A 23,773-nucleotide genomic window follows, 5' to 3' on the forward strand; every position below is an offset into this window, starting at 1 on the left:
CCTTGGTTTGGGGAACAACGGCTCAATGATTTTGTACTGCTCTTTCGTTAGTTCCATAGAGTGGCATTTTACTGACTTTTACGTGAACAGGCCCTAATAGAATTTCACCGTTATTCTGTTTTGCATTGGGGGTGCCTGTGGACGTGTGGTTTTCCGGCTTTAGATTCGTTACAGGTCTTTTTGTTTTCTTTTTTGCCTCTCTTATCAGTCGGTGGGTATTTCCGGGCAGCTACTGAAACCCTTCGTACTGGCCAGTGAATCAAGAGAAGACGTTTCAACGGTGGTGGAGAAGGTCAAGATCGCTTTATCGAAAGGCGATTTTGAGATCGTAGGTGAATACGCACCCTATGCGGGTGCTCATGTTGTCGTTGCCACCAATGATTACCTGAGGAGAGTGGCGGAATCCGAAGCCAATGCCATCTTCCTGGCAGGGCAGCGGATTTCGATAACGGAGAGTGGTGATGGCACGGTTCAGGTGGCCTATACGAATCCACGCTATTTCAGCGCGGCTTATCGCGTGAAAGCAGATATTGAGCCAGTAAACTCTGCTTTGGAATCAACCCTGGGGCGTGTTGAAACTTTTGGAGCACGGGGTTTATCTTCCGGCAAGCTTTCCAGATACCATTATAGTTTCGGCATGGAGTATTTTGATGACTTCCTGGTTCTTGCCGAGTATGACTCTTTTCAGCGTGCGGTGGATGTGGTTGTAAATTCGCTGAAGGAAGGGATCGGTGACAGCAATTATGTCTACGGCATTGATTTGCCAGGGTCTCAATTGGCCGTATTCGGTGTTGGTATCGGCAGTGGTATGGGCAGTGATTCCACCGTGATGGATGTGGTGGATTTTCAAGCCATGAAACAAACGGCGCATCTGCCTTACGAAGTGGTTGTGCAGGGAGGTCGGGTAATGGCCCTGGCGCCGCGTTTTCGCATTGCCGTGGATTTTCCGGATTTGAGGATGACAGGGGACCACGGCTTTTCCAAGTTGATGGCAGCGCCCGATGCAATTCACAAAACGCTGACGCTGGTTGCTGGTAAACAATGGGAAAACCCGGTTTGGAAAAGCTCATTGATTGGAGGTGGGGGCTGAGATCCGGCGTACCTTGCTATCCTGGCGCTATGGTTCAAACTTAGTAATGAGAGGTTGGTGCCGGGTGCGAGTGTAGATGCGAGGGTGGAATTATGGCTCCCAAAGAAAATCGAGATCCTGTAGACCGTATGGTCGATGCCTATGAGAGTATGCTGGAACGGGTGGATGAGATGCTGGAGGCAGCCGAGAAGACCACCCTGCCGGTTTTGAAAAAGAGCCTGGATACGGCTCGGGAGAAGGCGGTTGAGCTGGATGAGTTGGCTCGCGAGGAGGCGGAAAAGATCGCTGGCTGCCTGGAAAGGGACATGAAGGACGCGGCGCACTTTCTGTCTGAAACCGGTGAGGATTTTCGCAACTGGTTTCGTTTCGATATGCAGCTGATCGAGGGGCGCATGATGGAGATGTTCGCCAAGGTGGCGGACAGAACCAAGCTGGAATTGGACCGGTTTGCGGAGCAGGCCAAGGAGGCATCGCGTTATCATACGGGTGAAATCACGGGCCCTGGCACGCTGGTATGTACCCAGTGTGGCAAGGAGCTCCACTTCCACAAGGCAGGCCACATTCCGCCCTGTCCAAAGTGCCATGCAACGGAATACAGGCGACAGGAAGACTAGAGCCTTTTTCGTGGCTTGCCTGGGTTAGTCCTGTTCGATCAGCGCGGTAAACTCCTTTATGGCTGCCTCTGTGGCCTCCAGGTAGCATTCGCTGATCTGCTGGGAATCCAGTCCCGGAAAACTCACTTTTGGCCACGCTTGGTGCTCGTAGGCGAGAGTGCAGGCAACGGCCTTGCCGATGGGGCCTTCGTGGCTCAGCAATGCGTGCCTGATTTCATTGGACAGCGGCAGGGCGGTGATGATCTGTGGCAGTTCCTGGCCCATGAGCATGTCCAGGGTCGAGAGCAGGCCCGCGGTGAAAGCTGTCCCTTCCAGGTGCTGTTGATCAGCGCGGCCAAGTAGATGCGAACACATGTGTGCCCTTGTAAGGGCCAGGTTGAGCAGCTCTTTTGGGCCTGCGTCAATGCCGGATAGGACGATCAGGTTGGCCCAGGACTGGATCTGGCGCAGGCCGAGATAGATCACCGCCTGCTTGATGGAGTCTACTTTTTTGGGCATGCCCATGGCTGCGGAGTTGAGGTAGCGCAGGATCTTGTAGCTGAAGCCTGGATCCTGGGTAATGACCTGCTCGATCTCCTTGGTGGTGGCCATGGGGTCATTCATTTTCGACAGCAGGGAGAGGGCGACCTGCCGGTTTTCTCCCAGGCGCTTCCCCGACACCAGGGTCGGCTTTTCGAAGAAGTAGCCTTGAAAATAGTCAAATCCCATATCGTGCAGCTGGCGATATTCGGAAACGGTTTCCATCGCTGACCGCCATGGAAGGCTGAAAGCCGAGGCGGTTAGTCCCCGGTAGCCGTGAGGCCGCACTGCTTGCCCGTCGTGTGCGCAGCACGCTAGAGGTCGAAGACTCGCTTGTTTCTCGGCCAGGAATTCCAGCTGGTGGTCGCGGAGGGCGTGGACCCGCTGTTCAAGGGTGGCAAGGTCGACCTGGGGGACCTCTACCTTGATGATGTCGACGATGGGTAACAACGGATCCCACTTCTCCTCGAAAGCGAAGTCGTCCAGGGCCAGGGTGAAGCCCTGTTCGGAAAGTGTTTGGCAGCAGGCAATCAAGGAGTCATCGACAGGGATGTCTTCGAGTATCTCGAGTAGGATTCGGGATTTATCAAAAGGTATGGGTGGCTCTTCGACGAAGAAGTTGCGCGTGAGGTTGATGAAGGCCCTGGCGCTGCCCACCATCCGTTCCAGGCCGATTTCGGCGAAGCTGTTGAGAATGACCAGTGAGGAGGCCTGGTCCCCGTCCAGTGATTCGACGGATCGTCCCTGGTTGTCCCTGTAGAGCAGCTCGTAGGCGAAGACCTTCATACCACGGTCGAAGATCGCCTGTCGGCCGATGAAGAAATTTTCCATATTTCCTGCCGTACCGGTGATTTGGTTTCTGTTTTAATCCCCTATTGTAGTCGGCGTGGATACGATTTATTTATTTCGTCGCTCCCGGCATCCCTGCACTCGCGGCATACGACCGCCATGGATGGCGGAAGTGCAGGAAATGCAGGAGCAATTTCCTGTCCGCCCATCCTGGGCATAAAAAAACCCGCCACGGTGGGCGGGTTTTTTCGGGAATGCGGGATCTTATTTGATCTTCGATTCCTTGTACATCACGTGCTTGCGGACCTTGGGATCAAATTTCTTGATCTCCATTTTGCCCGGCATATTACGCTTGTTCTTGGTCGTGGTGTAGAAGTGGCCGGTACCGGCGCTGGATACGAGTTTGATTTTGTCACGCATGGCTCTTGCTCCAGTTAGACCTTTTCACCGCGGGCACGCATCTCGGCCAGAACCGCGTCGATACCCTTCTTGTCAATAATGCGCATGCCATTGGAGGAGACACGCAGGCGAACCCAGCGGTTCTCGCTCTCCACCCAAAAGCGATGGTTGTGGAGGTTGGGCAGAAAACGGCGCCTTGTCTTGTTGTGGGCGTGGGATACGTTGTTCCCAGCCACCGGACGTTTGCCCGTAACCTGGCATACTTTGGACATTGTCAAATCCTCAGAAATTTCTGTTTGAAACACCCCTCAGGGTGCCCCGGGAAAACTGTTTACGGCCCTCAATGGGCGTAAAAGAGGCGGATTTATATCAGAAATTAAGGGTGGTGGCAAGTTTTTTCGACGTATCAGAGGAGGCCCATCTCTGCCAGGGAACTTGAATGGCCCGCACCGACGATGATGTGGTCGATAACCCGAATGCCCACCAGTTCGAGAGCGCTTTTGAGCTGTCGGGTTATCTGTTCGTCGCTGCGGCTCGGTTCCGCGACACCGGAGGGGTGATTGTGGGCCATGATCAGGGCGGCTGCGTTATGGGTCAGTGCACGTTTGACGACCTCCCTTGGATGGACGCTGGCACCGTCGATGGTTCCCCGGAACAGCTCTTCGTACTCGATGATCTTGTGGCGGTTGTCCAGGAACAGGCAGGCAAAGACTTCATGAGGATAACCTCTCAGGCGTGCTTCCAGGTAGCGGCGTGTTTGGGCTGGATTTGTCAGTGCATCTCCCTGCTCCAGTTCCTCCCGGAGGTAGCGTCTGCTCATTTCCAGTGCGGCCTGCAGTTGTGCGTATTTTGCTGCACCGAGGCCGGGGCTTCTGCAGAAGCGGTCGCAATCGGCGCCAAGCAGGGCGTGCAGGCCGTGGTACTCAGTGAGCAGGCTCCTGGCCAGATCGACGGCACTTTTCCCTTTCATTCCTGTGCGCAGGAAGATGGCCAGCAGTTCGGCATTAGAGAGTGCCGCTGCGCCCCGGGCGATGAGTTTTTCCCTGGGTCTCTCTTCCAGGGGCCAGTCGGTAATGGTCATTCCATGTGTCCATGCGAATAAAGTTCCTATATTATTACAGCCTTAGAAACAAGACTAGGGAAGATGTCATTCCTGGCGGTTTTTTAATTTACTAAACTCCTTTGTTATAAGTGCATGTGGCGATAGTGAATGACTGCTAACTTTTTGCGTTGGGTGGGTAATTGCTTCCCGACACACGCGTATTCAGTTACCCTTCACAGGTCAAGCAATAACTATTACTAATTACCAAAAGCGGGAATATGTCTGAACTGGTAGGCAAGCGCATACTGCTCGGAATTACTGGAGGTATCGCTGCGTACAAGTCTGCTGAGCTGGTCAGGTTGCTGACCAAGGTAGGGGCGGATGTACGTGTTGTGATGACTGAAGCTGCCGGTCGTTTCATCACATCGATGACGCTGCAGGCCCTGTCGGGCCATCCGGTTCGGGATTCGCTGTTCGATGAGGCACATGAAGCGGCAATGGGGCACATCGAGCTTGCACGGTGGGCTGATCTGATTCTGATGGCCCCTGCCACTGCAGACTTCATGGCGCGCATCAGCAGCGGTATGGCGGATGATCTTCTTGCCACCCTTTGCCTTGCTGCCAGGTCACCCATTGCCCTGGCCCCCGCGATGAACCAGGCGATGTGGCTGAACCCGGCAACCCGGGACAATGCACGGCTTCTAGCGGCTCGGGGTATGCATCTCTGGGGGCCGGCAGAAGGGGATCAGGCCTGTGGGGATTCCGGTCCGGGGCGCATGCTGGAGCCCCAGGAGCTTCTTCGTCAGACTGTTCATGCATTATCCAAAGGTCCGCTCAGTGGTGTGCGTGTACTGATGACGGCCGGACCGACCCAGGAACCCCTGGATCCGGTCCGCTATATCGGCAATAGAAGCTCGGGGAAAATGGGCTACGCCCTGGCGAGGGCTTTCATCTCGGCTGGGGCCGATGTGGTGCTGGTGAGTGGGCCTGTGTCCCTGGATACACCTGCCGGTGTTGAGCGGGTTGATGTCGAAACGGCATTGGAGATGGAGGCTGAGGTATCAGCCAGGGTAGGGAATTGCGATATCTTTGTCGCCTGCGCAGCGGTTGCGGACTATCGGCCTGTGGCCGCTGCTGGTCAGAAGATCAAAAAAGCGCAGGAGGCCCTGTCCGTCGAGCTGATTCGCAATCCGGATATCCTGGCGGGTATCGCGGCACGGCCTGAGCCGCCGTATACCGTGGGTTTCGCAGCTGAAACCCAGGATGTGGTGGCCTATGCCGACGCCAAGCGCATCAAGAAGGGGTTAGATATGATTGCTGCCAACCATGTCGGCGGCGAGGAAGGCGGCTTCGGTCGGGACCAGAATGCATTGACAGTCTTATGGGAAGGGGGCAGCCAGGAACTGGCGATGACCGGAAAGCAGGAGCTCGGGCGTCAACTGGTTGCACTTATTGCAGAGAACTATGGAAAAACAAATAGAACTGAAAATACTTGATAACCGGTTGGGTAATGAGTTTCCGCTGCCGGATTATGCCACCGAGGGGGCTGCCGGCATGGATCTTCGGGCAATGTTGAATCAGCCCCTGGAGCTTCAGCCCGGTGATACCCAGCTTATTCCGACAGGTATGGCTATCCATATCGAAGACCCCTATCTGGCGGCGGTGATCCTGCCCAGGTCGGGGCTTGGTCATAAGCACGGTATTGTTCTGGGGAACCTGGTCGGTCTGATCGATTCCGATTACCAGGGGCAGTTGTTCGTCTCCTGCTGGAATCGGGGGAAAACATCATTCAGGGTTGAGGTGGGTGAGCGAATCGCCCAATTGGTTATTATTCCGGTCCTCAAAGCGGCGTTTGAAATTGTGGATGAGTTCGAGGAGAGTCGCAGGGGTGAGGGTGGTTTTGGCCATTCTGGCAGGCACTGATTGACGACGTCATGGACACGAGGGCAGGGACAGGGAGCATGAAAATAAAAATATCCAAATCTGCAGACAAGGCTAAATCCGCGGCAGTACCCGGAGCCGTGACAGTCTCCGGGTTGGTCATGCAATCACTGATTGCTGTCCTGGTGGTGTTGGTTTTGGCTGCTGGTGCAATCGCCTTTCTGCAGAGCCAGGCTGAAAGCAGTGTCGAGGAACAGGGTTTGCGTCCAGCTGCAGAGATGTTGGCAGGTCGGCTTGCTGACGCGGTGGTGCAGCGTACTTCAGTTGCCTCCAGTTTCATACAGAATGAGCGCTTCGTAAGCTTGATTCGCAGAGAAGATCAGGGTGCTTTGCGACAGGAGGGTGCGGATCTTCGGGCATTGATGCCCTCGCTTGTTGAAGTACATTTTTTACCACTGGAGGCTGACGAGAAAGACGGAGGTTCATCGCTTCTTCTCAGCTTTGCGGCACTTGCACAGGTAAAGGCGGTTGAGAAAAGCGGAGTGGTGTCGTCTGCCGAAGTCCATCAATACGGTAGTAAAAAACAGAGCATTGCCTTCGCAGTGCCTATCCGTGAGTCGGGGGATGCGCCACTTGCGGGTGTCGCACACCTTGCGTTTTCGTTCCATGTCATCGGGCGGGTTTTCGATGACATCGACTCGCTGGATGGCATGTTGTCGGTATTGCAGGGGAGTGGTGAAAACTCGCTGGTTCTCCAGCAGACGGGTGATACCGAGAAGGAGAGTGCCGATGGGAGTGTGGCCGTCGCCGGCACCATTTGGCGTGTAGCCTACTGGAATATGCCCCCGGCATCAGGTCCGACCCTGTTGTTTATGGCTGTGTTGTTGGTGGTTGCGCTGCTTGTTGGCATGATTCTGTACTTTCTTTCTGCCAAGTTGAGCCGGGCATTGAAATCAGATGAGGCGACAATTACAGGCTTGCTCAATACCATGGGAGAGGCGCGCGCGGGGCGTCTGCCGAATCCAAAACTGGCTGAGTTTCAGTCCGTTTTCAAACTACTCGCCCGGGCGAAGCCTGTTTCTGCGACCGTGGCGGCTGCTTCAAAGACAGCTGCAACAGCCAAGAAGCCGCCCACTGATGTGGTGGGTTATGAACTGGAAATCGACAGCAGCCTGGTCACTGACTCCGCGATGGTTGAAACGGCACCTGTGGCGGGGGGAAGTCTGCCCAGGGGTATATTTCTTACTTTCGACATTCGTGGCGTAGTGGGCGATACGCTCACTACCAATGTGGCCTTCGAGCTTGGAAGGGCAATCGGCAGCGAGGCATACGACCGAGGGGAGCAGGAGGTAATCGTCGGCTGGGACGGCAGGGATTCAGGGCCCACGTTGTCCGAGGCGTTGTGTCGGGGTTTGATGGATAGCGGGCGCGATGTGGTTCGCGTAGGCATGGTACCGACCCCGCTGCTCTATTTTGCCACTCATTTTCTCGGTAGCAATACCGGCGTGATGATTACCGGCAGTCATAACCCACCGGAATACAGCGGCCTCAAGATCGTGATCGGCGGAGAAACCCTGGAAGGCGAATCCATACAGGCGCTGCGTGAGCGCGTGGAGAGTGGAAACCTGCTTCAGGGCAGCGGCATGGACCAGGATCAGGAAATCATTCGGGATTACATCGCCAGGGTAACCGAGGATGTGCAGTTGGCCCGTCCGCTCAAGGTGGTTGTGGATTCAGGTAATGGTGTTGCGGGTGTTGTGGCGCCGGAACTGCTTCGTGCACTGGGCTGCGAAGTGGTTGAGTTGTTCAGCGAGGTGGACGGCAGCTTTCCAAACCATCGTCCCGACCCTAGCCAGCCCGAGAATCTGCAAGCCCTGGTGGGTATGGTTCAGGAGCGCAATGCGGATATCGGTCTTGCTTTTGATGGCGATGGTGATCGCCTGGGCGTAGTCGATAGCAATGGGAAAGTCATCTGGCCCGATCGGTTGCTGATGCTGTTGGCAAAAGACGTGCTGGCGAGACAGCCCGGCTCGGATGTCATCTTTGATGTGAAATCCACGCGTCATTTGGCCACCGAGGTGTTGGCGTACGGTGGCAGGCCGATCATGTCGAAAACAGGCCACTCCCTGATCAAGGCGAAAATGAAAGAGACAGGGGCCTTGCTGGCCGGCGAGATGAGTGGACACATTTTCTTCCGGGAACGCTGGTACGGCTTCGATGATGCGTTATACTCCTGCGCCCGTTTGCTGGAGATTCTTTCTACAGAGCCGTTATCTTCAGCAGAGGTCTTTTCTGAACTGCCGGAGAGCGTTTCCACGCCCGAGTTGCATTTGGAGTTGCCCCGGGAAAAATGTATGGAGTTGCTGGTGGGGCTTGCAAAGGAGCGTCCCTTCCCCGACGCGAAACTGGTTACGATGGATGGCGTGCGGGCCGAATTCCGGGACGGATGGGGACTCGCCCGGGCCTCAAATACAACGCCCGTCATGGTGTTTCGATTCGAAGGCGACAATCCGGATGTCCTTGAGAGGATTCAGGGGATGTTTCGGGAGCGCATGCTGGCACTGGACCCCTCGCTATCCTTGCCGTTCTGAGCCGAGTCGCAGGCCCCATGATGTCTTGATGACCTAGCTGTCTGCGAATAAATAGATAAGACTAAATTAAGAGCAAATTATGAGTTTAACCCCTGATGCGGCACATAATGTCGCCCATGTGCTGACTGAAGCCCTCCCCTATATCCAGCGGTTCCGGGGCAAGACTGTGGTCATCAAGTATGGTGGAAACGCCATGGTCGACGAGGCATTGAAGAACGGCTTCGCCCGGGATGTGGTTTTGATGAAAACCGTCGGCATCAATCCGGTGGTGGTTCACGGTGGTGGTCCCCAGATCGGCAATCTGCTCGACCGGTTGGGTAAGGAGAGCGAATTCATTCAGGGTATGCGGGTGACTGATCGCGAAACCATGGATGTGGTGGAGATGGTGCTTGGTGGCCTGGTCAACAAGGAGATCGTGAACCTGATCAACCGGCATGGCGGATCTGCGGTTGGACTGACCGGCAAGGATGGTGACCTGATTCATGCCAGAAAGATGGTGGTGCACCAGAAAACCCCTGAACTCGACGTGCCCGAGATTATCGACATAGGTCATGTGGGAGAGGTCGAGAGTATCGATACTTCGGTGGTCAACATGCTCATCAAGGGCAACTTTATCCCGGTCATTGCGCCTATTGGTGTAGGTCATGACGGGCACTCCTACAATATCAATGCAGACCTTGTTGCAGGAAAGGTGGCCGAGGTATTGCAGGCTGAAAAGCTGGTGTTGCTGACCAATACGAAAGGACTGCTGGATAAGGATGACAATCTTTTAACCGGCCTCAGTACGGAGCGGGTCGATGAGTTGATTGCGGATGGCACGATCTATGGTGGTATGTTGCCAAAAATCCGTTGTTCGCTGGAGGCGGTTAAGGGCGGAGTGAATTCGTCTGTGATCGTGGACGGGCGAGTCAAGCATGCCGTATTGCTTGAGCTGTTCACCGATGAGGGAATCGGTACCCTCATTCGCCGGCGTTGAGCTGCCCTGGTATGAGCGCTAAAACACCAAGAAAACAGCTGATTCTCGAAGCGCTGGCATCGGAGTTGGAGAAGAACCCCGGTGTTCGTATAACCACGGCTAGCCTTGCCCAGGCCTGCGGAATCTCCGAGGCGGCCCTGTACCGCCATTTTGCCAGCAAGGCAAAGATGTTCGAAGGATTGATCGGGTTTGCGGAAGAGATCGTTTTTGCCCGTATCAACCAGATCCTGGAAGAGGATAAGAACACCCGCAGCCGATGCGCCAAAGTGCTCTACCTGCTTCTTGCTTTTTCAGCCCGAAATCCCGGAATAACCCGCGTGCTTCTCGGCGATGCGCTTGTGGGAGAGACAGAGCGGCTGCATGTGCGTGTAGAGCAGTTCTTCTCCCGGCTGGAGACCCAGTTTCGCCAGATTCTGCGTGAAGCTCGTATGCGTGATGAAAGTGATTCGGGTGGGGATGCGGAGACTGGGGCGGGTTTGATGCTGGCCCTGGTAGAGGGGCGCATGCACCAGTTCCTGCGCACCCGTTTCCGGGTCTCTCCTCTGGATGACTGGGAGGGTCAGTGGGAGATGCTGGACAGGGTTTTATTCCTGGCCTGAAGCGTCGCTTTCCTGTTCCGGTAGCTGCACCTTTCCGGTCACAGTTTGCAGTGATTCACGGAATCCGCTGCGAATATTGGCGACCTGCTGGGATTGGCAAAGCTCCCTGCCCTTGGGTGAATTCTTGCATTGCAGGTCCATGAACAGTTCCGAGGTGCTGTCGCCGGGCTTTTGAATACGTGAAACCGTGAGCGATATGTCGCTGTCCTTGGTCGGAGTGCCAGCCATGATGATGCTGTCCCCAAGCATCTGGATGCGGGTGGTGGCGTTGCTGCGGATGTACTTTTCAGCAAGCAGCCAGGCATGTGCGCAGTTGGTATCGTTGTCGCAGATCACCACTGTCTCGAGCAGGGTGGATGCCCTGTCCCGATCCGCCAGTGTCTCATCGGTTTCTCCGTGGAGTTTTTTCAGTGACCTGAAGCGGGCAACATCCTGGGCGTACTTTTCCCAGATCTGTTCCTTTTTCTGCTCTTCCTTGATGATTGACCGATAGCCGTCCTTGAGCTGGTTGCGGGTACCCTCGATATTTTTCAGCAGGTTTTTCGGAAACGGTTTACCCTGGCGCTCGAGGTTGGCCGCATTGTTCTGCATCTCGCCAAGCTTGATTTTCATGCGGCGGATGTTGCTGCGGGCGACCTGTATGATTACATCGATGGCTGCCAGCTTGCCGTTCCTGGCCATCAGTATGTCGTCTTCGGTGCGGAAGGTTCGCAGCAGTACCCTGTCCTTCGCTTCCTGCTCCTTGATCAGACGCTCCTGCTCGGCCCTCAGGCGCTTTAGTTCACGCTCCTTCTCCATCTCTTCCGGGGTTTTTGCGGCTTCTACCCGTTTGACTTCCATGCCCTGCTTATCAAGCTCGCTGTGGGCAGCTTTGGCGTGTTCGGGTGGTTTTTTGTCCGAAAAGTACACATTGCCCTCTTCGTCAACCCACTTGTAGAGCTTGGCGGCATTACTCATGCCGGCAACTCCGAACAGCAAAAGGGCGATCAGCAGGGTAGCAGTGTGTCGACGTAGGTGCATGGCTTTATCAGGTCAGTGGCTAATCCATATGTCCTAGTATGAGCGTTTTTTGTCAAACGCCATACCCTTTTCTGTAATCCTGGATTTTCTGCAGTGCATCGCCTGCATCGCTCTTGATTTCCAGGTAGGAGACCAGGTTCTCCAGTCGCGCAATGGCGGCAACAGGGATCCCATAATCCATTTCGACCTCCTGTATGGCCGAGCGTTCCCCTTTACCCCGCTCCTGCCGGTCCAGGGCAATGACCACGCCTGCGGGAGAGGCGCTCTGGGCCTCAATGATATCCATGGATTCACGAATGGCCGTTCCTGCTGTGATCACGTCGTCAATGATCAGGATACGCTCTTCCAGGGGGTGGCCGACGATGTTGCCGCCTTCACCGTGGGTTTTGGCCTCTTTCCGGTTGAAGGCGTAGGGAACATCAATATTGTGCTGATCATAAAGGGCGGCGGCAGTCACCGCGGCCAGGGGTATGCCCTTGTAGGCTGGGCCGTAGAGCACATCGAATTCAATGCCGGAGTCGACGATGGCCTGGGCGTAAAAACGACCGAGGCGGGCCAGGGAGGCACCGGTGTTGAACAGTCCGGCGTTGAAGAAATAGGGGCTGACGCGCCCGGACTTAAGGGTGAACTCGCCAAACCGCAGAACGCCTACATCGAGGGCGAAATCGAGAAACTCGCGTTGATAGTCTTGCATGTGCAACTCCAGGATTGTGTTGAGAGGCATTTTCCGTGGCCCTGATGCTCTATGCAAGGGGGAAGTAGAGAATTGTGCTCCTGGCAGGTACAATCCCACACTTTATATTTTGATCTTCGGGGTTCAAGCTCGATGGTGAGCAGGGAAGAAGATGGCAATAATCTGAGCTGGGGGGGAACGCTAAAGGCGTATGGCCATCCCAGAGTGGTGACCATGCTGTTCCTTGGCTTTTCAGCAGGGTTGCCGCTGCTGTTGATCTTTTCGACGCTATCACTCTGGCTCCGTGATGCTGAGGTGAGCCGCACTACAGTGACCTATTTCAGTTGGGCGGCTCTCGGCTATTCGTTTAAATTTATATGGGCGCCGATAATCGACAAAATGCCTTTGCCTGTACTCAGCGCTTTGATAGGGCGCAGGCGAGCTTGGCTGCTTGCTGCCCAGTTGATGGTGATTGCAGCGATTACCTGGATGGCGTTCACGGATCCTTCGTCCAATTTGACGGCCATGGCCCTCGGTGCTGTGTTGTTGGGTTTTTCCGGTGCAACGCAAGACATCGTTATCGATGCCTATCGTATCGAGTCGGCGGATCAACGCTTGCAGACGCTGATGTCATCCAGCTATATCGCCGGTTACCGTATCGGTATGTTGGTTGCGGGCGCTGGTGCACTGAAATTGGCATCCTATTTCGGTGCTGACGGGGGATACGATTACCAGGCTTGGCAGTGGGCCTACCTATGCATGGCTGCGGCCATGGGTGTGGGTGTGTTGACCACGCTTGTTATCCGTGAGCCGGCGGGAGAGCCGGAGCCCAGTCGCTACTTCAATAGTCTGGATCACTATTTGCGCTTCCTGGTGCTGTTTCTTATGGCGGTGACGGTTTTCGTTGGACTGTTTGTCCATCTGGGAGAGCAGGGAGAGGAGATTAAGCGAGCGCTGTCCGGGCTCGTAATGATAAACAGCCTGCTGACCGGTTTCCTGGTTGAGTCGTTGCGCCTTCTGTTGGCGTTGGCAGGGGCCTATTATGTTGCGCGTTTGGCGGTTCGCCTGGGTATAGGTAACAGGGATATGCTGCGCGAAACCTACGTGGCCCCCCTGACGAACTTTTTTCGCCGATACGGAAAAGCGGCGCTGTTGATCTTGGTGCTGATCGGGGTTTACCGGATTTCGGATATCGTGCTCGGGGTGATCTCCAATGTTTTTTACCAGGATCTCGGATTCAGTAAGGATCAAATCGCCGACATTACCAAAACGTTTGGCCTGATTATGACCATCGTCGGTGGTTTTCTGGGTGGTGCGCTGGCCCTGCGTTACGGTGTAATGCGTATCCTTATGCTGGGTGCACTACTCTCAGCCGGAACGAATCTGCTGTTTCTGTTGCTATCTCAGGCAGGGGCAGACCTCTATTTGTTGATTTTGGTGATAACCGCCGACAATCTCAGTGCCGGGCTGGCAAGTGCTGCCTTTGTGGCCTATTTATCCGGGTTGACGCATATATCATTTACCGCTTTTCAGTATGCGATGTTCAGCTCTTTGATGACGCTTTTTCCCAAACTGTTGGGTGGGTACTCGGGTTCGATCGTCGATGCGGTGGGATACGATACATTCTTTGTTATTACCACGCTGCTCGGGTTGCCGGTGATCTACCTGGTCTACAGGGCGAGAAGTAGTGGTATGAGGGCTGTTGAATCAAGTGGATAGTCTATTGCCATATATCAGTGCTTTTGTTGTGGGGCTGCTCGGTGGTGTCCACTGCGTAGGCATGTGCGGCGGCATCGTGGGGGCCATGACCTTTGGTCTGCCGGAGAATAAACGGGACAGTCTTGCATTCATGCTGCCCTTTCAGCTGGCCTACAACCTGGGGCGGGTGGGGAGTTACGTGGTAGCAGGTGCCATCATGGGGGGCGTGGGTGTGTTGCTGGCGCAGTTGATGCCGGTGTATTACGCCCAGCGCGTGCTCATGGGGTTGGCAGGCCTGTTCATGATTCTGCTTGGTCTCTATCTGTCTGGCTGGTGGATGGTGTTGAATCGCGTGGAGCGTCTTGGCGGCCTGCTGTGGAAACGGATCGAACCGCTGGGCCGCAGGCTGTTGCCGGTGCGTACCCCTGTCCAGGCATTTCTGGTGGGGGCGGCCTGGGGCTGGATACCCTGCGGCCTTGTCTACAGCATGCTGATCAATGCGGTCTCCTCCGGCGGGACATTGAACGGTGCGGCATTGATGCTGGCCTTTGCCCTGGGTACCTTGCCGAACCTTCTGGTGATGGGCATGTTGGCAGGTGCGGCGGCCCGGCTTTCCCAGTCAAATATGGCGCGGAAACTAGCCGGGGTAATGGTGAGCCTGTTTGGCCTCTATACGCTTTGGCAGGCTGTCTGACGGTGGTTGAAATGAGTAAAAAAGGGGTGGGGGAGATGGTGGTCGGCATCAGGGATTGGGAGCATGAAGGGTGGGTTAAGGCATTCTATCCGGATGATATGCCGGGGGAGTGGCGGCTCACCTATTATGCCAACGAGTTTCGTGCTGTCCTGGTGCCCCCGGAGCGCTGGGTCGATGCCGGTGATGAAGAGATCGAGGCTTGGTGCAATGATGTTCACGAGGCGTTCGGTTTCTTTCTCGAACTTCCTTCCTCTGGGCAGGTTGGAAGCGATCTGGAGGATCACCTGCAACGGTTGGGGTCGATGATGGGCGATGCGTTGGCCGGTGTAGTGTGCTCTCGGCAGAAAGAGGATGAACGGCTACACATCGAGCGCTTGGGCTTGAAGGGGATTGCGTGCTATCTGCCTGTATCCCTGGCCCGGGAGCGGGAAGGTGTACAGGCATTCAGTTGTCACGGCACTGAGCCTGAGGCTGGCCCGATCTGCTGTTGATTGACCGTTCAGTCTGCGAGGATTTGCGGGGACTAAGGGCATTGCTGGAGACTCTGAATACGGGGCAGAATGCGGGATGCAGGGGTGGTGTGTTTGTTACGGGAACATTACTGAACGTGGAGCCCATTCGGAATATCGTCACCCTAAACCAATTGTTGGGAATTACTTGATTGGCGCCTGCTTTGCAGGGAGAATTGATGCGCATTTTGCTCCCCGGAGCAGCCGCTCCCCCATGACGGTTTAAAGGACTAAAGAAAACGCTCGCCATGCCTGAAACTAGCGATGAGCCATTAATTAAAATTCGCGGCCTGAAGTTTTTCAGGGGAGATCGCGCAATCTTCGATGGCGTCGATATTGATATCCAGCGTGGCAAAGTGACCGCGATCATGGGGCCCAGCGGTACGGGCAAGACCACCCTGCTGAAATTGATTGGCGGCCAACTGCGCCCACAAGCCGGAACCATTCACGTGGATGGGCAGGATGTTCACAAGCTTGGTACGCGGGACCTTTATCGTTTACGCATGCGTATGGGTATGCTCTTCCAGAGCGGCGCGCTGCTGACCGATATCAACGTCTATGACAATGTCGCCTATCCACTGAGAGAGCACACCAAGCTGCCAGAGGCGATGATCCGCAAGATCGTTCTTCTCAAGCTCGAGGCGGTGGGTCTGCGTGGCGCGCGGCACCTGATGCCCAGCGAACTCTCAGGCGGGATGGCGAGGCGGGTGGCGCTGGCCCGTGCGGTGGCGCTTGATCCCATGATGATCATGTACGACGAACCTTTTACCGGGCAGGATCCGATCTCCATGGGGGTGCTGGTACAGTTGATCCGCTCCCTTAATGACGCCAGCCGGCTGACCAGTATCGTTGTATCCCATGATGTGCATGAGACGGCTGCCATTGCTGATGAAATCTACGTGATCGCCCACGGCCAGGTGATGGAGCATGGTGAGCCGAAAGTGATGATGGATTCCGGGGAGGAATGGACCCGGCAGTTCATGCATGGACTGGCGGATGGGCCGGTGCATTTCCACTATCCTGCGGATCACCTGGAACAGGACCTGATGGAGAAGCGATGCTAGAGCAGGTTGTACGGCTGGGTCGTGCCGGTATCGGTATTATTGAGCGCCTGGGCAGGGGGCATCTCCTTCTATGGCATATACTGGGGGGGCTTGGTGCGCTGTCAGTCAGGCCTGGCCTGCTGATTCGCCAGATCTATTCGGTTGGTGTGCACTCCATGCTGATTGTCGGCGTGTCCGGCACATTCGTGGGCATGGTGCTCGCACTGCAGGGTTTTTACATACTCTCCCAGTTCGGTGCAGAGCAGACCCTCGGTGTGATGGTGGCCGCCTCGCTGGTGCGTGAGTTGGGCCCGGTGGTGGCAGCCTTGCTCTTTGCCGGCCGGGTCGGTTCGGCATTGACCGCAGAGATCGGCCTGATGAAGGCGACGGAGCAGCTTTCCGGGCTTGAAATGATGGCAGTCAATCCGGTTAAACGGGTACTGACGCCGCGGTTCCTGGCGGGATTTATATCCATGCCCCTGCTGGCAGCGCTTTTCAGTGCGCTCGGTGTTTTGGGGGGCTTCTTTGTGGGGGTCGGCCTCCTTGGGGTGGACGAGGGCGCTTTCTGGTCACAGATGCAGGCGAAGATCGATCTGCATGAAGATGTATATAATGGTGTCATCAAGAGCCTGGTGTTCGGTGTGGTGTGTACTTGGATTGCCCTGTTTCAGGGCTACGATGCAACACCGACATCTGAAGGCGTGAGTCGGGCAACAACACGCACGGTGGTGCATTCATCACTGGCGGTATTGGGACTCGATTTCGTATTAACGGCACTTATGTTCGGAGACTGAGTCAAATGGTACAGAACAGGTCGGTTGAGCTACTGGTTGGTGTCTTCATGGCTGCCGGATTGGTGGCGCTTTTTTTTCTTGCCATGCAGGTCGGCAATCTGAGTGCCTCAACCAATGGTGAGGGTTACCTGGTTACGGCACGTTTTGACAACATCGGGAGTCTAAAAGAGAAAGCACCGGTGACGATGGCAGGTGTCAGGGTCGGCAGGGTGTCGGCGATAGGCTTCGATCAGGCAACGTACGAGGCGGTGGTTACCCTGAGCATTGATCCCAAGTATGTCACGATACCCGACGATACCTTTGCCAAGATTTTCACGGCCGGTTTGCTGGGTGAGCAATATGTCGGGCTGGATCCCGGGGGCAGTGAGGAGTACCTCAAGCACGGTGATCAACTGGCCCTGACCCAGTCTGCCCTGGTGTTGGAAGAGATCATCGGGCAATTTCTGTTCAGCAAGGCTGAAGAGGGCGTAGAGTGAACAAGATAGTTAAATATGGATGGTTGTGCCTGGTTCTTCTGTTCGGTGGTATGCCGGCGGTTCAGGCAAACACACCGACGGATCTGGTCAAGGAGACTTCGGAGAAGATCCTCGCCGAGGTGGCATCCCGCAAGGATGAATTGACGGAATTTCCAGGACGGATCTACGGCCTGGTGGACGAGATCGTACTGCCCAAGTTCGACTTCATACGCATGTCCAGGCAGGTGCTGGGTAAATACTGGCGTCGGGCTACCGAAGCGGAGCAGGTGCAGTTTACCTCGGCATTTCGCGAGCTGCTGGTGCGCACCTATGCCACCGCCCTGCTCAACTATTCAGATCAGGAGATCAAGTATCTCCCCTCGCGCATGGTGGATGGCGCTGAAGAGGTAACGGTCAATACCGAGGTCAGTGAGCCGGGTGCCCCTGCCATCCCCATTAATTACAGCTTGTACCAGAATGGCGATACCTGGCTGGTGTATGACGTCGTGATCGACGGCGTCAGCCTGGTTTCCAATTACCGCACAAGCTTCGCTTCCCAGATCCGTCGGTATAAGCTTGCCGGCCTGATCAAGAAGCTGGAAAAGCGCAATCAGCGGGACAAGTAAGTGACGGATGCCGCCATTACCCGTGACGGGGCGGTTTTTCGAGTTTCGGGAGATCTGCTCTTTACCACGGTCCGCGACCTGTTGCATGAGGGGGAGTCCCTGTTCTCGACGGGTAGTGAACTGGTTTTTGATCTGTCGGATGTTCGACACTCGGATAGCGCCGGCCTTGCGCTGTTGCTGGAGTGGCTGGACAGGGCGGAGGCTGCGGGTGTGATGCTGAGGTTTCGAAATATCCCCGATTCCCTTGTGCGCATCGCGAGACTCAGCAACGTCGAAGGGTTGCTCGCATAAGCACTGCAAAGCCCTCTTTTCTCATTGCGCCTTTCGGTTTTGCCCGGTTTTTCTTATGATAGGCAGTTTCTCCGGGCGCTGGGGCTTTTTGGCAGGCCCTGGACTACCGATAACAGGCGTTTAATTACCCTCAATCACGGCCAATTAATGGATAAACTGATTATCAATGGCGTCACCTCTCTGTCAGGTGAGGTCAAAATCGCCGGCGCAAAAAATGCGGCCCTCCCGATTCTCGCCGCCACCCTGTTGGCCGATGGGAAGATGACGGTGGGAAATGTCCCGCATCTTCACGACATCACCACAACCATGGAGTTGCTGGGGAATATGGGTGTCCAACTGGTGGTGGATGAGCGCCTCAATATCGAGACCGATACCAGCACGATCAAGAATTTTTCGGCGCCCTACGAGTTGGTAAAGACCATGCGCGCCTCCATCCTGGTGCTCGGTCCGCTGCTTGCCCGGTTCGGTCACGCGGAGGTCTCCCTGCCTGGCGGTTGTGCCATTGGCTCACGCCCGGTGAATCTTCATATCGATGGCCTGCGTGCAATGGGTGCGGATATCGACGTGGAGGGTGGGTATATCAGGGCAAGCGCTGAGCGGCTGAAGGGTGCCCGCCTGGTGATGGACCTGGTGACCGTGACCGGTACTGAGAACCTGATGATGGCAGCCGCCCTGGCGGATGGTGAGTCGGTGATCGAGAATGCTGCGCGGGAGCCTGAAGTGGTGGACCTGGCCAACTGTATCAACGAGATGGGCGGCAAGATCAGTGGCGCGGGTACCGACACCATTACTATTGAAGGTGTAGAGCGTCTCTACGGGACTCATTACAACGTGCTGCCAGACCGCATCGAGACCGGTACCTATCTGGTTGCGGCGGCGATGACCGGTGGTAGCATCAAGGTGCGCGATACCAAGCCCGACCTGGTTGATTCCGTGCTCCAGAAACTGCGCGACGCCGGTGCCGAAATCGAGTGTGGTGAGGACTGGATCACCCTGGATATGAAGGGCAAGCGCCCCAAGGCGGTGAATGTGCATACCGCGCCCTATCCGGCATTTCCCACCGACATGCAGGCCCAGTTCACTGCCCTCAACGCAGTGGCGGAGGGTGTGGGTACCATCACTGAAACTGTCTTCGAGAACCGTTTCATGCATGTGCAGGAGATGCAGCGCATGGGTGCGGACATCAAGCTCGAGGGCAATACGGCGATCTGTTCCGGCGTCGGACGGCTTCAGGGCGCGCCGGTGATGGCTACAGATCTCAGAGCCTCCGCCAGCCTGGTATTGGCCGGCCTGGTAGCCGATGGGGAGACGGTGGTGCAGCGTATCTACCACATTGACCGCGGCTACGAGAATATTGAAGAGAAACTGTCTGGGCTGGGTGCCGAGATCCGCCGGGTGCCGGAGTAGTACGATGAATTTTGACTCGCCGATTACCATTGCCCTCTCCAAGGGGCGCATCTTCAAGCAGACCCTGCCGCTGTTGGCTCATGCAGGCATTGAGCCCGTGGGCGATCCGGAGACCAGCCGCAAGCTGATCCTGGATACCAGCCATTCCCAGGTGAAACTGGTGCTGATTCGGGCAACGGATGTACCCACTTATGTTCAATGGGGCGCTGCCGACCTGGGTGTGGCAGGCAAGGATGTGCTGATGGAGCATGGTGGTGAAGGACTGTACGAGCCCCTCGATCTTCGGATTGCCCGCTGCCAGATGATGGTGGCCGGTTTCAAGGATGCAGAACTCTCGGGCAACCGCCTGCGTATCGCGACCAAGTACGTCAATTCCGCCAAGCACTATTTTGCGGCCCGGGGACAGCAGGTTGACCTGATCAAGCTCTACGGCTCCATGGAGCTTGCCCCCCTGGTTGGGCTGGCAGACCTGATTGTCGACCTGGTTGAGAGTGGTAATACCCTGAAGGCCAATGGACTGGTTCCCCTGGAGCATATTGCCGACATTAGTTCCCGGGTGGTGGTCAACAAGGCGTCCTGGAAGATGAAGCACGCTACCGTGACCTCACTGCTCGACGCCCTGCGCGAAGCGGTGGGCGAGGACTGATCGCCGTAGTATCCGGCATTGATTGAACTGGTAATTTCCTTTTTTTGAGGATAGACACGACATGTCCCTTATTCGCTTGATGAATACCACCGATGACGGCTTCGACGCACAGTTGGAACAATTGCTGGCATGGGAGTCGGTGTCCGACGGTGCGGTCAACAACACCGTCAACGACATCATCGACAATATTCGTTCCCGTGGTGACGAGGCCCTGCTCGAGTACACCAACCGTTTTGATGGTTGGCAGGCGGAGACAGCAGGCGATCTCGAGATACCCCTTGCCCGCCTCGAGCAGGCCTGGAACACCATCCCCCAGGATCAGCGCGATGCCCTGGAGCATGCAGCAGAGCGGGTTCGCGTCTACCACGAGAAGCAGAAAGTGGAGTCCTGGACCTATACCGAGGATGACGGGACCATGCTGGGTCAGCAGGTGACTCCCCTTGATCGCGTGGGACTCTACGTGCCAGGGGGCAAGGCAGCCTATCCCTCGTCTGTACTGATGAATGCGCTGCCTGCCAAGGTGGCGGGTGTTTCCGAACTGATCATGGTGGTGCCGACACCCGGCGGCGAGCTCAACGAGTTGGTCCTGGCGGCAGCACGCGTCTGTGGTGTGGACAGGGTATTTGCTGTGGGCGGCGCCCAGGCGGTGGCTGCGCTTGCTTACGGTACCAAGTCTGTCCCGCCGGTGGATAAGATCGTCGGCCCTGGCAACATCTACGTGGCTACCGCCAAGCGTGCGGTATTCGGCCAGGTGGGTATCGATATGGTCGCCGGTCCCTCGGAGATCCTGGTGGTCTGCGACGGTAAGACCAATCCCGACTGGGTGGCCATGGACCTCTTCTCCCAGGCAGAGCACGACGAGGACGCCCAGTCCATTCTGGTCTGCCCTGATGCGGAGTTTGTTGCCCAGGTTGAGGCGAGCATCGAGAAACTGCTGCCGACCATGGAACGTGAGCCGATTATTGCCACAGCCCTAAAGGGCAGGGGGGCGCTCATCGTCTGTCGTGATATGGACGAAGCCTGTGAAGTGGCCAACTACATTGCACCTGAGCACCTTGAACTGTCGGTGGAAGACCCGGTGCAGATGGCCTCAAGGATCCGGCACGCCGGCGCCATCTTCATGGGGCGTTACACTTCAGAGCCCCTGGGCGACTACTGTGCGGGTCCCAATCACGTGCTGCCGACTTCGCGCACGGTGCGCTTCTCTTCGCCTCTTGGTGTCTATGATTTCCAGAAACGCTCGAGCCTGATCTTGGTCTCCGAGCAGGGTGCCGAAACCCTGGGGCGCACCGCATCGGTGCTGGCCCGAGGGGAGGGGCTGACCGCCCACGCCCGTTCTGCCGAATACCGCTTCGAGAAATAACGCGCTCTGGCATCCCGGATCAGGCCCCTAACGGGGCCTGATGCCTTCGCTGACCCTGGGTCGCTCCGAAATGGTTGCCTCGGTGGTGAAGCGTTTTTTGCCCCGCCAGCCTTCGATTTGGATCTCCGTTCCGGGTTTCTGAGCGGAGATGATATTGAGGAACTCCCGGGAGTCCGAGGGAATCCTGTTGTCTATTCGGGTGATGACATCGCCCAGCTCAATGCCAGCATCGTCTGCCGCCCCCCCTTCGATAACCCTTGAAACCAGGACGCCGCTCTGTTCCTGCAGGTCGAATGATTCGGCGAGTTCGGGGGTGATGTCCTGTCCTGTAATTCCCAGCCAGCCTCGAACCACCCGTCCCTGTTTCAGTATCTCGTTCATGATGCCCTTGGCCAGGTCTACGGGAATGGCGAATCCGATGCCCTGGGAGCCGCCGGTCTTGGAAAAAATGGCGGTGTTGATGCCGACCAGTTCACCACGTGCATTGATCAGCGCGCCGCCTGAATTTCCGGGATTGATGGCCGCATCGGTTTGAATGAAGTTTTCAAAGGTGTTGATGCCGAGCTGGTTTCTGCCAGTGGCGCTGACGATGCCCATGGTTACCGTCTGGCCAACCCCGAACGGGTTGCCGATGGCAAGCACTACGTCGCCCACCTGTAATGTTTCCGAGTTGCCTACCGTGATTTCCGGGAGATCATCCGTCTCTGTTTTGACTACTGCCAGGTCGGTGTCCGGGTCGGTGCCGACGACCTTGGCCTGAAGGGTTCTGCCGCTGGATAGAACCACTTTGATCTCATCCGCCGATGCGATGACGTGGTGATTGGTCAGTATGTACCCGTCTTTGTTGATGATGACGCCGGAACCGAGGCTGGTCTGCAGCCGCTTTTTGGGCTCCCTGTGAAAGCGATTCCCGAAGAAACGCTGGAAAATGGGGTCGTCCAGCAGGCTGCTTCTTCTCTGGATGGTGATCTTGGATGTAAAGACGTTGACCACCGAGGGCCGCGCCTGCTGTACGGCTTGTGCATATGAGAAGGGGCCGCTTTGGGCGTTCGCGGGTGCAGGGCTGGGTGGGGCTTCCCGAAATGTGACGGTAGGCTCCTGCATGATCTTCAGGGCAATGTACGCGGCAGCCAGCCCGGCGATGACAGAGACCAGAATGAAACCGATTGGTTTTGTTGTTTTCAGCATGTCCAGCAAATCGATGGCTTGGGCGGTGTTGTCCCAATGAAAGACGATAAACTACCATTTCCTTTTGCCAGTCGATAGGGGATCTATACAGCCATGGTGAATTTGGGCGAACTCGAGGCTTACTGTAATCAGTTGTTGGCGGTGGATTCATTCAATGATTATTGCCCGAATGGTCTGCAGGTGGATGGGGGCAACCCGGAGATAAGCAGCGTGGTGACAGGGGTGACTGCGAGCCAGGCGCTGCTGGATGCTGCAGTGGAGGCCGGGGCGGATCTGCTGCTGGTGCATCATGGCTATTTCTGGAAGGGTGAATCACCGGCCCTGACAGGTATGAAGGGCAGGCGGGTGCGCACCCTCATGCAGAACGGGATCAGTCTCATGGCTTATCACCTGCCGCTCGATGCTCATGCTGAAATCGGAAACAATCGCCAGTTGGCTGATCGGTTGGGTTTTCAAGATCCAGAGCCCCTGGACGAGGAAGGGCTGCTCTGGTCGGCCTGTTTGGGTGAGCCGGAGAGTGCCCAGAACATGATTGCGCGAATTGATGCATCACTCCAGAGAAACCCGCTGTATCTCGATGGCGGTAGGGAGGATATAAGCAAGGTCTGTTGGTGCACCGGGGGTGCCCAGGGTTACATCGAACGGGCTGCGGCGGCAGGGATGGACGCATTTATCAGTGGCGAGGTGTCTGAGCAGACCGCCCATCTGGCTCGCGAACTTGGGATCCACTATTTTTCGGCGGGTCATCACGCCACCGAACGCTACGGGATACTGGCACTTGGAGAGCACCTATCCGAGAGGTTCGGGCTGCAGTGCAGTTTTATCGATATATCCAACCCGGTGTGATTCGGTGGTGAAGAATTTGC

The 23,773-nt window shown here is 56.2% G+C and carries 26 protein-coding genes; 19 read left to right on the forward strand and 7 right to left on the reverse strand.

Annotated features, from left to right (window positions below):
- The first annotated feature begins 280 nt into the window (after nucleotides 1-280).
- On the forward strand, nucleotides 281-1,090 hold the full coding sequence (locus BOW53_RS02335; RefSeq protein WP_135606965.1) for a DUF302 domain-containing protein: 810 nt from the start codon (nucleotides 281-283) through the stop codon (nucleotides 1,088-1,090).
- Between the two features lie 92 nt (nucleotides 1,091-1,182).
- Complete coding sequence (locus tag BOW53_RS02340; protein WP_078485916.1) at nucleotides 1,183-1,704, forward strand: zinc ribbon-containing protein; 522 nt, start codon at nucleotides 1,183-1,185, stop codon at nucleotides 1,702-1,704.
- Between the two features lie 24 nt (nucleotides 1,705-1,728).
- Here the strand turns inward: BOW53_RS02340 and BOW53_RS02345 are convergent, their stop codons facing one another.
- The 4 genes from BOW53_RS02345 to radC form a co-directional block, all read right to left on the reverse strand.
- Nucleotides 1,729-3,054, reverse strand: coding sequence for an EAL and HDOD domain-containing protein (locus BOW53_RS02345; RefSeq protein ID WP_078485917.1), 1,326 nt, complete (start codon nucleotides 3,052-3,054; stop codon nucleotides 1,729-1,731).
- A 222-nt stretch (nucleotides 3,055-3,276) separates the two neighbouring features.
- Nucleotides 3,277-3,432 (reverse strand): 50S ribosomal protein L33, encoded by a 156-nt coding sequence (rpmG, locus tag BOW53_RS02350; protein ID WP_078485918.1) that lies wholly within the window; start codon nucleotides 3,430-3,432, stop codon nucleotides 3,277-3,279.
- Between the two features lie 14 nt (nucleotides 3,433-3,446).
- Nucleotides 3,447-3,683, reverse strand: a complete 237-nt coding sequence (rpmB, locus tag BOW53_RS02355; protein WP_078485919.1) for a 50S ribosomal protein L28 — start codon at nucleotides 3,681-3,683, stop codon at nucleotides 3,447-3,449.
- A gap of 134 nt (nucleotides 3,684-3,817) precedes the next feature.
- A complete protein-coding gene (gene radC, locus BOW53_RS02360; RefSeq protein ID WP_078485920.1) occupies nucleotides 3,818-4,492 on the reverse strand; it encodes a RadC family protein in 675 nt (224 codons plus the stop codon).
- Between the two features lie 239 nt (nucleotides 4,493-4,731).
- Here radC and coaBC point away from each other — a divergent pair, with 239 nt between their 5' ends.
- From coaBC to slmA, 5 genes are all read left to right on the forward strand, one after another.
- On the forward strand, nucleotides 4,732-5,949 hold the full coding sequence (coaBC, locus tag BOW53_RS02365; protein ID WP_078485921.1) for a bifunctional phosphopantothenoylcysteine decarboxylase/phosphopantothenate--cysteine ligase CoaBC: 1,218 nt from the start codon (nucleotides 4,732-4,734) through the stop codon (nucleotides 5,947-5,949).
- On the forward strand, nucleotides 5,918-6,376 hold the full coding sequence (dut, locus tag BOW53_RS02370; protein WP_078485967.1) for a dUTP diphosphatase: 459 nt from the start codon (nucleotides 5,918-5,920) through the stop codon (nucleotides 6,374-6,376). The genes coaBC and dut overlap by 32 nt, the downstream gene beginning before the upstream one ends.
- 38 nt (nucleotides 6,377-6,414) lie before the next feature.
- Complete coding sequence (locus tag BOW53_RS13030; protein WP_172838736.1) at nucleotides 6,415-8,925, forward strand: phosphomannomutase/phosphoglucomutase; 2,511 nt, start codon at nucleotides 6,415-6,417, stop codon at nucleotides 8,923-8,925.
- A 79-nt stretch (nucleotides 8,926-9,004) separates the two neighbouring features.
- On the forward strand, nucleotides 9,005-9,901 hold the full coding sequence (gene argB, locus BOW53_RS02380) for an acetylglutamate kinase (RefSeq protein WP_078485923.1): 897 nt from the start codon (nucleotides 9,005-9,007) through the stop codon (nucleotides 9,899-9,901).
- Nucleotides 9,902-9,912: 11 nt separating this feature from the next.
- Entirely contained in the window at nucleotides 9,913-10,500 is a 588-nt protein-coding gene (slmA, locus tag BOW53_RS02385; RefSeq protein WP_078485924.1) for a nucleoid occlusion factor SlmA, read from the forward strand.
- On the opposite strand, the gene BOW53_RS02390 is transcribed toward slmA, so the two are convergent.
- Both BOW53_RS02390 and pyrE read right to left on the reverse strand, forming a co-directional pair.
- Entirely contained in the window at nucleotides 10,486-11,520 is a 1,035-nt protein-coding gene (locus BOW53_RS02390; protein ID WP_078485925.1) for a DUF4124 domain-containing protein, read from the reverse strand. The two genes, slmA and BOW53_RS02390, sit on opposite strands and share 15 nt — an antisense overlap.
- A 52-nt stretch (nucleotides 11,521-11,572) precedes the next feature.
- Nucleotides 11,573-12,214 (reverse strand): orotate phosphoribosyltransferase, encoded by a 642-nt coding sequence (pyrE, locus tag BOW53_RS02395; protein WP_078485926.1) that lies wholly within the window; start codon nucleotides 12,212-12,214, stop codon nucleotides 11,573-11,575.
- A 132-nt stretch (nucleotides 12,215-12,346) separates the two neighbouring features.
- Here pyrE and BOW53_RS02400 point away from each other — a divergent pair, with 132 nt between their 5' ends.
- The 11 genes from BOW53_RS02400 to hisD all read left to right on the forward strand — a co-directional run bounded on the left by BOW53_RS02400 (nucleotide 12,347) and on the right by hisD (nucleotide 21,719).
- Nucleotides 12,347-13,912: an AmpG family muropeptide MFS transporter gene (locus BOW53_RS02400; protein WP_078485927.1), complete on the forward strand. Its 1,566-nt coding sequence runs from the start codon at nucleotides 12,347-12,349 to the stop codon at nucleotides 13,910-13,912.
- Nucleotides 13,913-13,916: 4 nt separating this feature from the next.
- Nucleotides 13,917-14,585, forward strand: coding sequence for a sulfite exporter TauE/SafE family protein (locus BOW53_RS02405; protein WP_245831971.1), 669 nt, complete (start codon nucleotides 13,917-13,919; stop codon nucleotides 14,583-14,585).
- Between the two features lie 11 nt (nucleotides 14,586-14,596).
- The gene (locus BOW53_RS02410) at nucleotides 14,597-15,076 is read left to right on the forward strand and encodes a DUF72 domain-containing protein (protein WP_135606966.1); all 480 of its coding nucleotides are present in this window, start codon (nucleotides 14,597-14,599) and stop codon (nucleotides 15,074-15,076) included.
- Between the two features lie 266 nt (nucleotides 15,077-15,342).
- Nucleotides 15,343-16,158 (forward strand): ABC transporter ATP-binding protein, encoded by an 816-nt coding sequence (locus tag BOW53_RS02415; RefSeq protein WP_078485930.1) that lies wholly within the window; start codon nucleotides 15,343-15,345, stop codon nucleotides 16,156-16,158.
- On the forward strand, nucleotides 16,152-16,931 hold the full coding sequence (gene mlaE / locus BOW53_RS02420; RefSeq protein WP_078485931.1) for a lipid asymmetry maintenance ABC transporter permease subunit MlaE: 780 nt from the start codon (nucleotides 16,152-16,154) through the stop codon (nucleotides 16,929-16,931). Before BOW53_RS02415 ends, mlaE begins: the two co-directional genes overlap by 7 nt.
- 5 nt (nucleotides 16,932-16,936) lie before the next feature.
- Complete coding sequence (gene mlaD, locus BOW53_RS02425) at nucleotides 16,937-17,407, forward strand: outer membrane lipid asymmetry maintenance protein MlaD (protein WP_078485932.1); 471 nt, start codon at nucleotides 16,937-16,939, stop codon at nucleotides 17,405-17,407.
- Entirely contained in the window at nucleotides 17,404-18,012 is a 609-nt protein-coding gene (locus tag BOW53_RS02430; RefSeq protein WP_135606967.1) for an MlaC/ttg2D family ABC transporter substrate-binding protein, read from the forward strand. The genes mlaD and BOW53_RS02430 overlap by 4 nt, the downstream gene beginning before the upstream one ends.
- Nucleotides 18,013-18,303, forward strand: a complete 291-nt coding sequence (locus tag BOW53_RS02435; protein ID WP_078485933.1) for an STAS domain-containing protein — start codon at nucleotides 18,013-18,015, stop codon at nucleotides 18,301-18,303.
- Nucleotides 18,304-18,450: 147 nt separating this feature from the next.
- On the forward strand, nucleotides 18,451-19,710 hold the full coding sequence (gene murA, locus BOW53_RS02440; protein WP_078485934.1) for a UDP-N-acetylglucosamine 1-carboxyvinyltransferase: 1,260 nt from the start codon (nucleotides 18,451-18,453) through the stop codon (nucleotides 19,708-19,710).
- Between the two features lie 4 nt (nucleotides 19,711-19,714).
- A complete protein-coding gene (gene hisG, locus BOW53_RS02445) occupies nucleotides 19,715-20,356 on the forward strand; it encodes an ATP phosphoribosyltransferase (RefSeq protein ID WP_078485935.1) in 642 nt (213 codons plus the stop codon).
- Between the two features lie 61 nt (nucleotides 20,357-20,417).
- The gene (gene hisD / locus BOW53_RS02450; protein ID WP_078485936.1) at nucleotides 20,418-21,719 is read left to right on the forward strand and encodes a histidinol dehydrogenase; all 1,302 of its coding nucleotides are present in this window, start codon (nucleotides 20,418-20,420) and stop codon (nucleotides 21,717-21,719) included.
- A 27-nt stretch (nucleotides 21,720-21,746) separates the two neighbouring features.
- Here hisD and BOW53_RS02455 read toward each other — a convergent pair whose 3' ends face one another.
- Nucleotides 21,747-22,907, reverse strand: coding sequence for a Do family serine endopeptidase (locus tag BOW53_RS02455; RefSeq protein WP_078485937.1), 1,161 nt, complete (start codon nucleotides 22,905-22,907; stop codon nucleotides 21,747-21,749).
- A gap of 93 nt (nucleotides 22,908-23,000) precedes the next feature.
- On the opposite strand from BOW53_RS02455, the gene BOW53_RS02460 reads away from it, so the two are divergent.
- On the forward strand, nucleotides 23,001-23,753 hold the full coding sequence (locus tag BOW53_RS02460; protein ID WP_078485938.1) for a Nif3-like dinuclear metal center hexameric protein: 753 nt from the start codon (nucleotides 23,001-23,003) through the stop codon (nucleotides 23,751-23,753).
- Nucleotides 23,754-23,773 lie beyond the last annotated feature (20 nt).

The sequence above is a fragment of the Solemya velesiana gill symbiont genome, from assembly GCF_002020805.1.
GTDB lineage: Bacteria > Pseudomonadota > Gammaproteobacteria > Chromatiales > Chromatiaceae > Sedimenticola_A.

Excerpts from the sequence above, each read along its gene's own strand:
- BOW53_RS02340 (WP_078485916.1), top strand. The coding sequence starts at position 1,183 with ATGGCTCCCAAAGAAAATCGAGATCCTGTAGACCGTATGGTCGATGCC.
- BOW53_RS02345 (WP_078485917.1), bottom strand. The coding sequence starts at position 3,054 with ATGGAAAATTTCTTCATCGGCCGACAGGCGATCTTCGACCGTGGTATG.
- rpmG (WP_078485918.1), bottom strand. The coding sequence starts at position 3,432 with ATGCGTGACAAAATCAAACTCGTATCCAGCGCCGGTACCGGCCACTTC.
- rpmB (WP_078485919.1), bottom strand. The coding sequence starts at position 3,683 with ATGTCCAAAGTATGCCAGGTTACGGGCAAACGTCCGGTGGCTGGGAAC.
- radC (WP_078485920.1), bottom strand. The coding sequence starts at position 4,492 with ATGACCATTACCGACTGGCCCCTGGAAGAGAGACCCAGGGAAAAACTC.
- coaBC (WP_078485921.1), top strand. The coding sequence starts at position 4,732 with ATGTCTGAACTGGTAGGCAAGCGCATACTGCTCGGAATTACTGGAGGT.
- dut (WP_078485967.1), top strand. The coding sequence starts at position 5,918 with ATGGAAAAACAAATAGAACTGAAAATACTTGATAACCGGTTGGGTAAT.
- BOW53_RS13030 (WP_172838736.1), top strand. The coding sequence starts at position 6,415 with ATGAAAATAAAAATATCCAAATCTGCAGACAAGGCTAAATCCGCGGCA.
- argB (WP_078485923.1), top strand. The coding sequence starts at position 9,005 with ATGAGTTTAACCCCTGATGCGGCACATAATGTCGCCCATGTGCTGACT.
- slmA (WP_078485924.1), top strand. The coding sequence starts at position 9,913 with ATGAGCGCTAAAACACCAAGAAAACAGCTGATTCTCGAAGCGCTGGCA.
- BOW53_RS02390 (WP_078485925.1), bottom strand. The coding sequence starts at position 11,520 with ATGCACCTACGTCGACACACTGCTACCCTGCTGATCGCCCTTTTGCTG.
- pyrE (WP_078485926.1), bottom strand. The coding sequence starts at position 12,214 with ATGCAAGACTATCAACGCGAGTTTCTCGATTTCGCCCTCGATGTAGGC.
- BOW53_RS02400 (WP_078485927.1), top strand. The coding sequence starts at position 12,347 with ATGGTGAGCAGGGAAGAAGATGGCAATAATCTGAGCTGGGGGGGAACG.
- BOW53_RS02410 (WP_135606966.1), top strand. The coding sequence starts at position 14,597 with ATGAGTAAAAAAGGGGTGGGGGAGATGGTGGTCGGCATCAGGGATTGG.
- BOW53_RS02415 (WP_078485930.1), top strand. The coding sequence starts at position 15,343 with ATGCCTGAAACTAGCGATGAGCCATTAATTAAAATTCGCGGCCTGAAG.
- mlaE (WP_078485931.1), top strand. The coding sequence starts at position 16,152 with ATGCTAGAGCAGGTTGTACGGCTGGGTCGTGCCGGTATCGGTATTATT.
- mlaD (WP_078485932.1), top strand. The coding sequence starts at position 16,937 with ATGGTACAGAACAGGTCGGTTGAGCTACTGGTTGGTGTCTTCATGGCT.
- murA (WP_078485934.1), top strand. The coding sequence starts at position 18,451 with ATGGATAAACTGATTATCAATGGCGTCACCTCTCTGTCAGGTGAGGTC.
- hisG (WP_078485935.1), top strand. The coding sequence starts at position 19,715 with ATGAATTTTGACTCGCCGATTACCATTGCCCTCTCCAAGGGGCGCATC.
- hisD (WP_078485936.1), top strand. The coding sequence starts at position 20,418 with ATGTCCCTTATTCGCTTGATGAATACCACCGATGACGGCTTCGACGCA.
- BOW53_RS02455 (WP_078485937.1), bottom strand. The coding sequence starts at position 22,907 with ATGCTGAAAACAACAAAACCAATCGGTTTCATTCTGGTCTCTGTCATC.
- BOW53_RS02460 (WP_078485938.1), top strand. The coding sequence starts at position 23,001 with ATGGTGAATTTGGGCGAACTCGAGGCTTACTGTAATCAGTTGTTGGCG.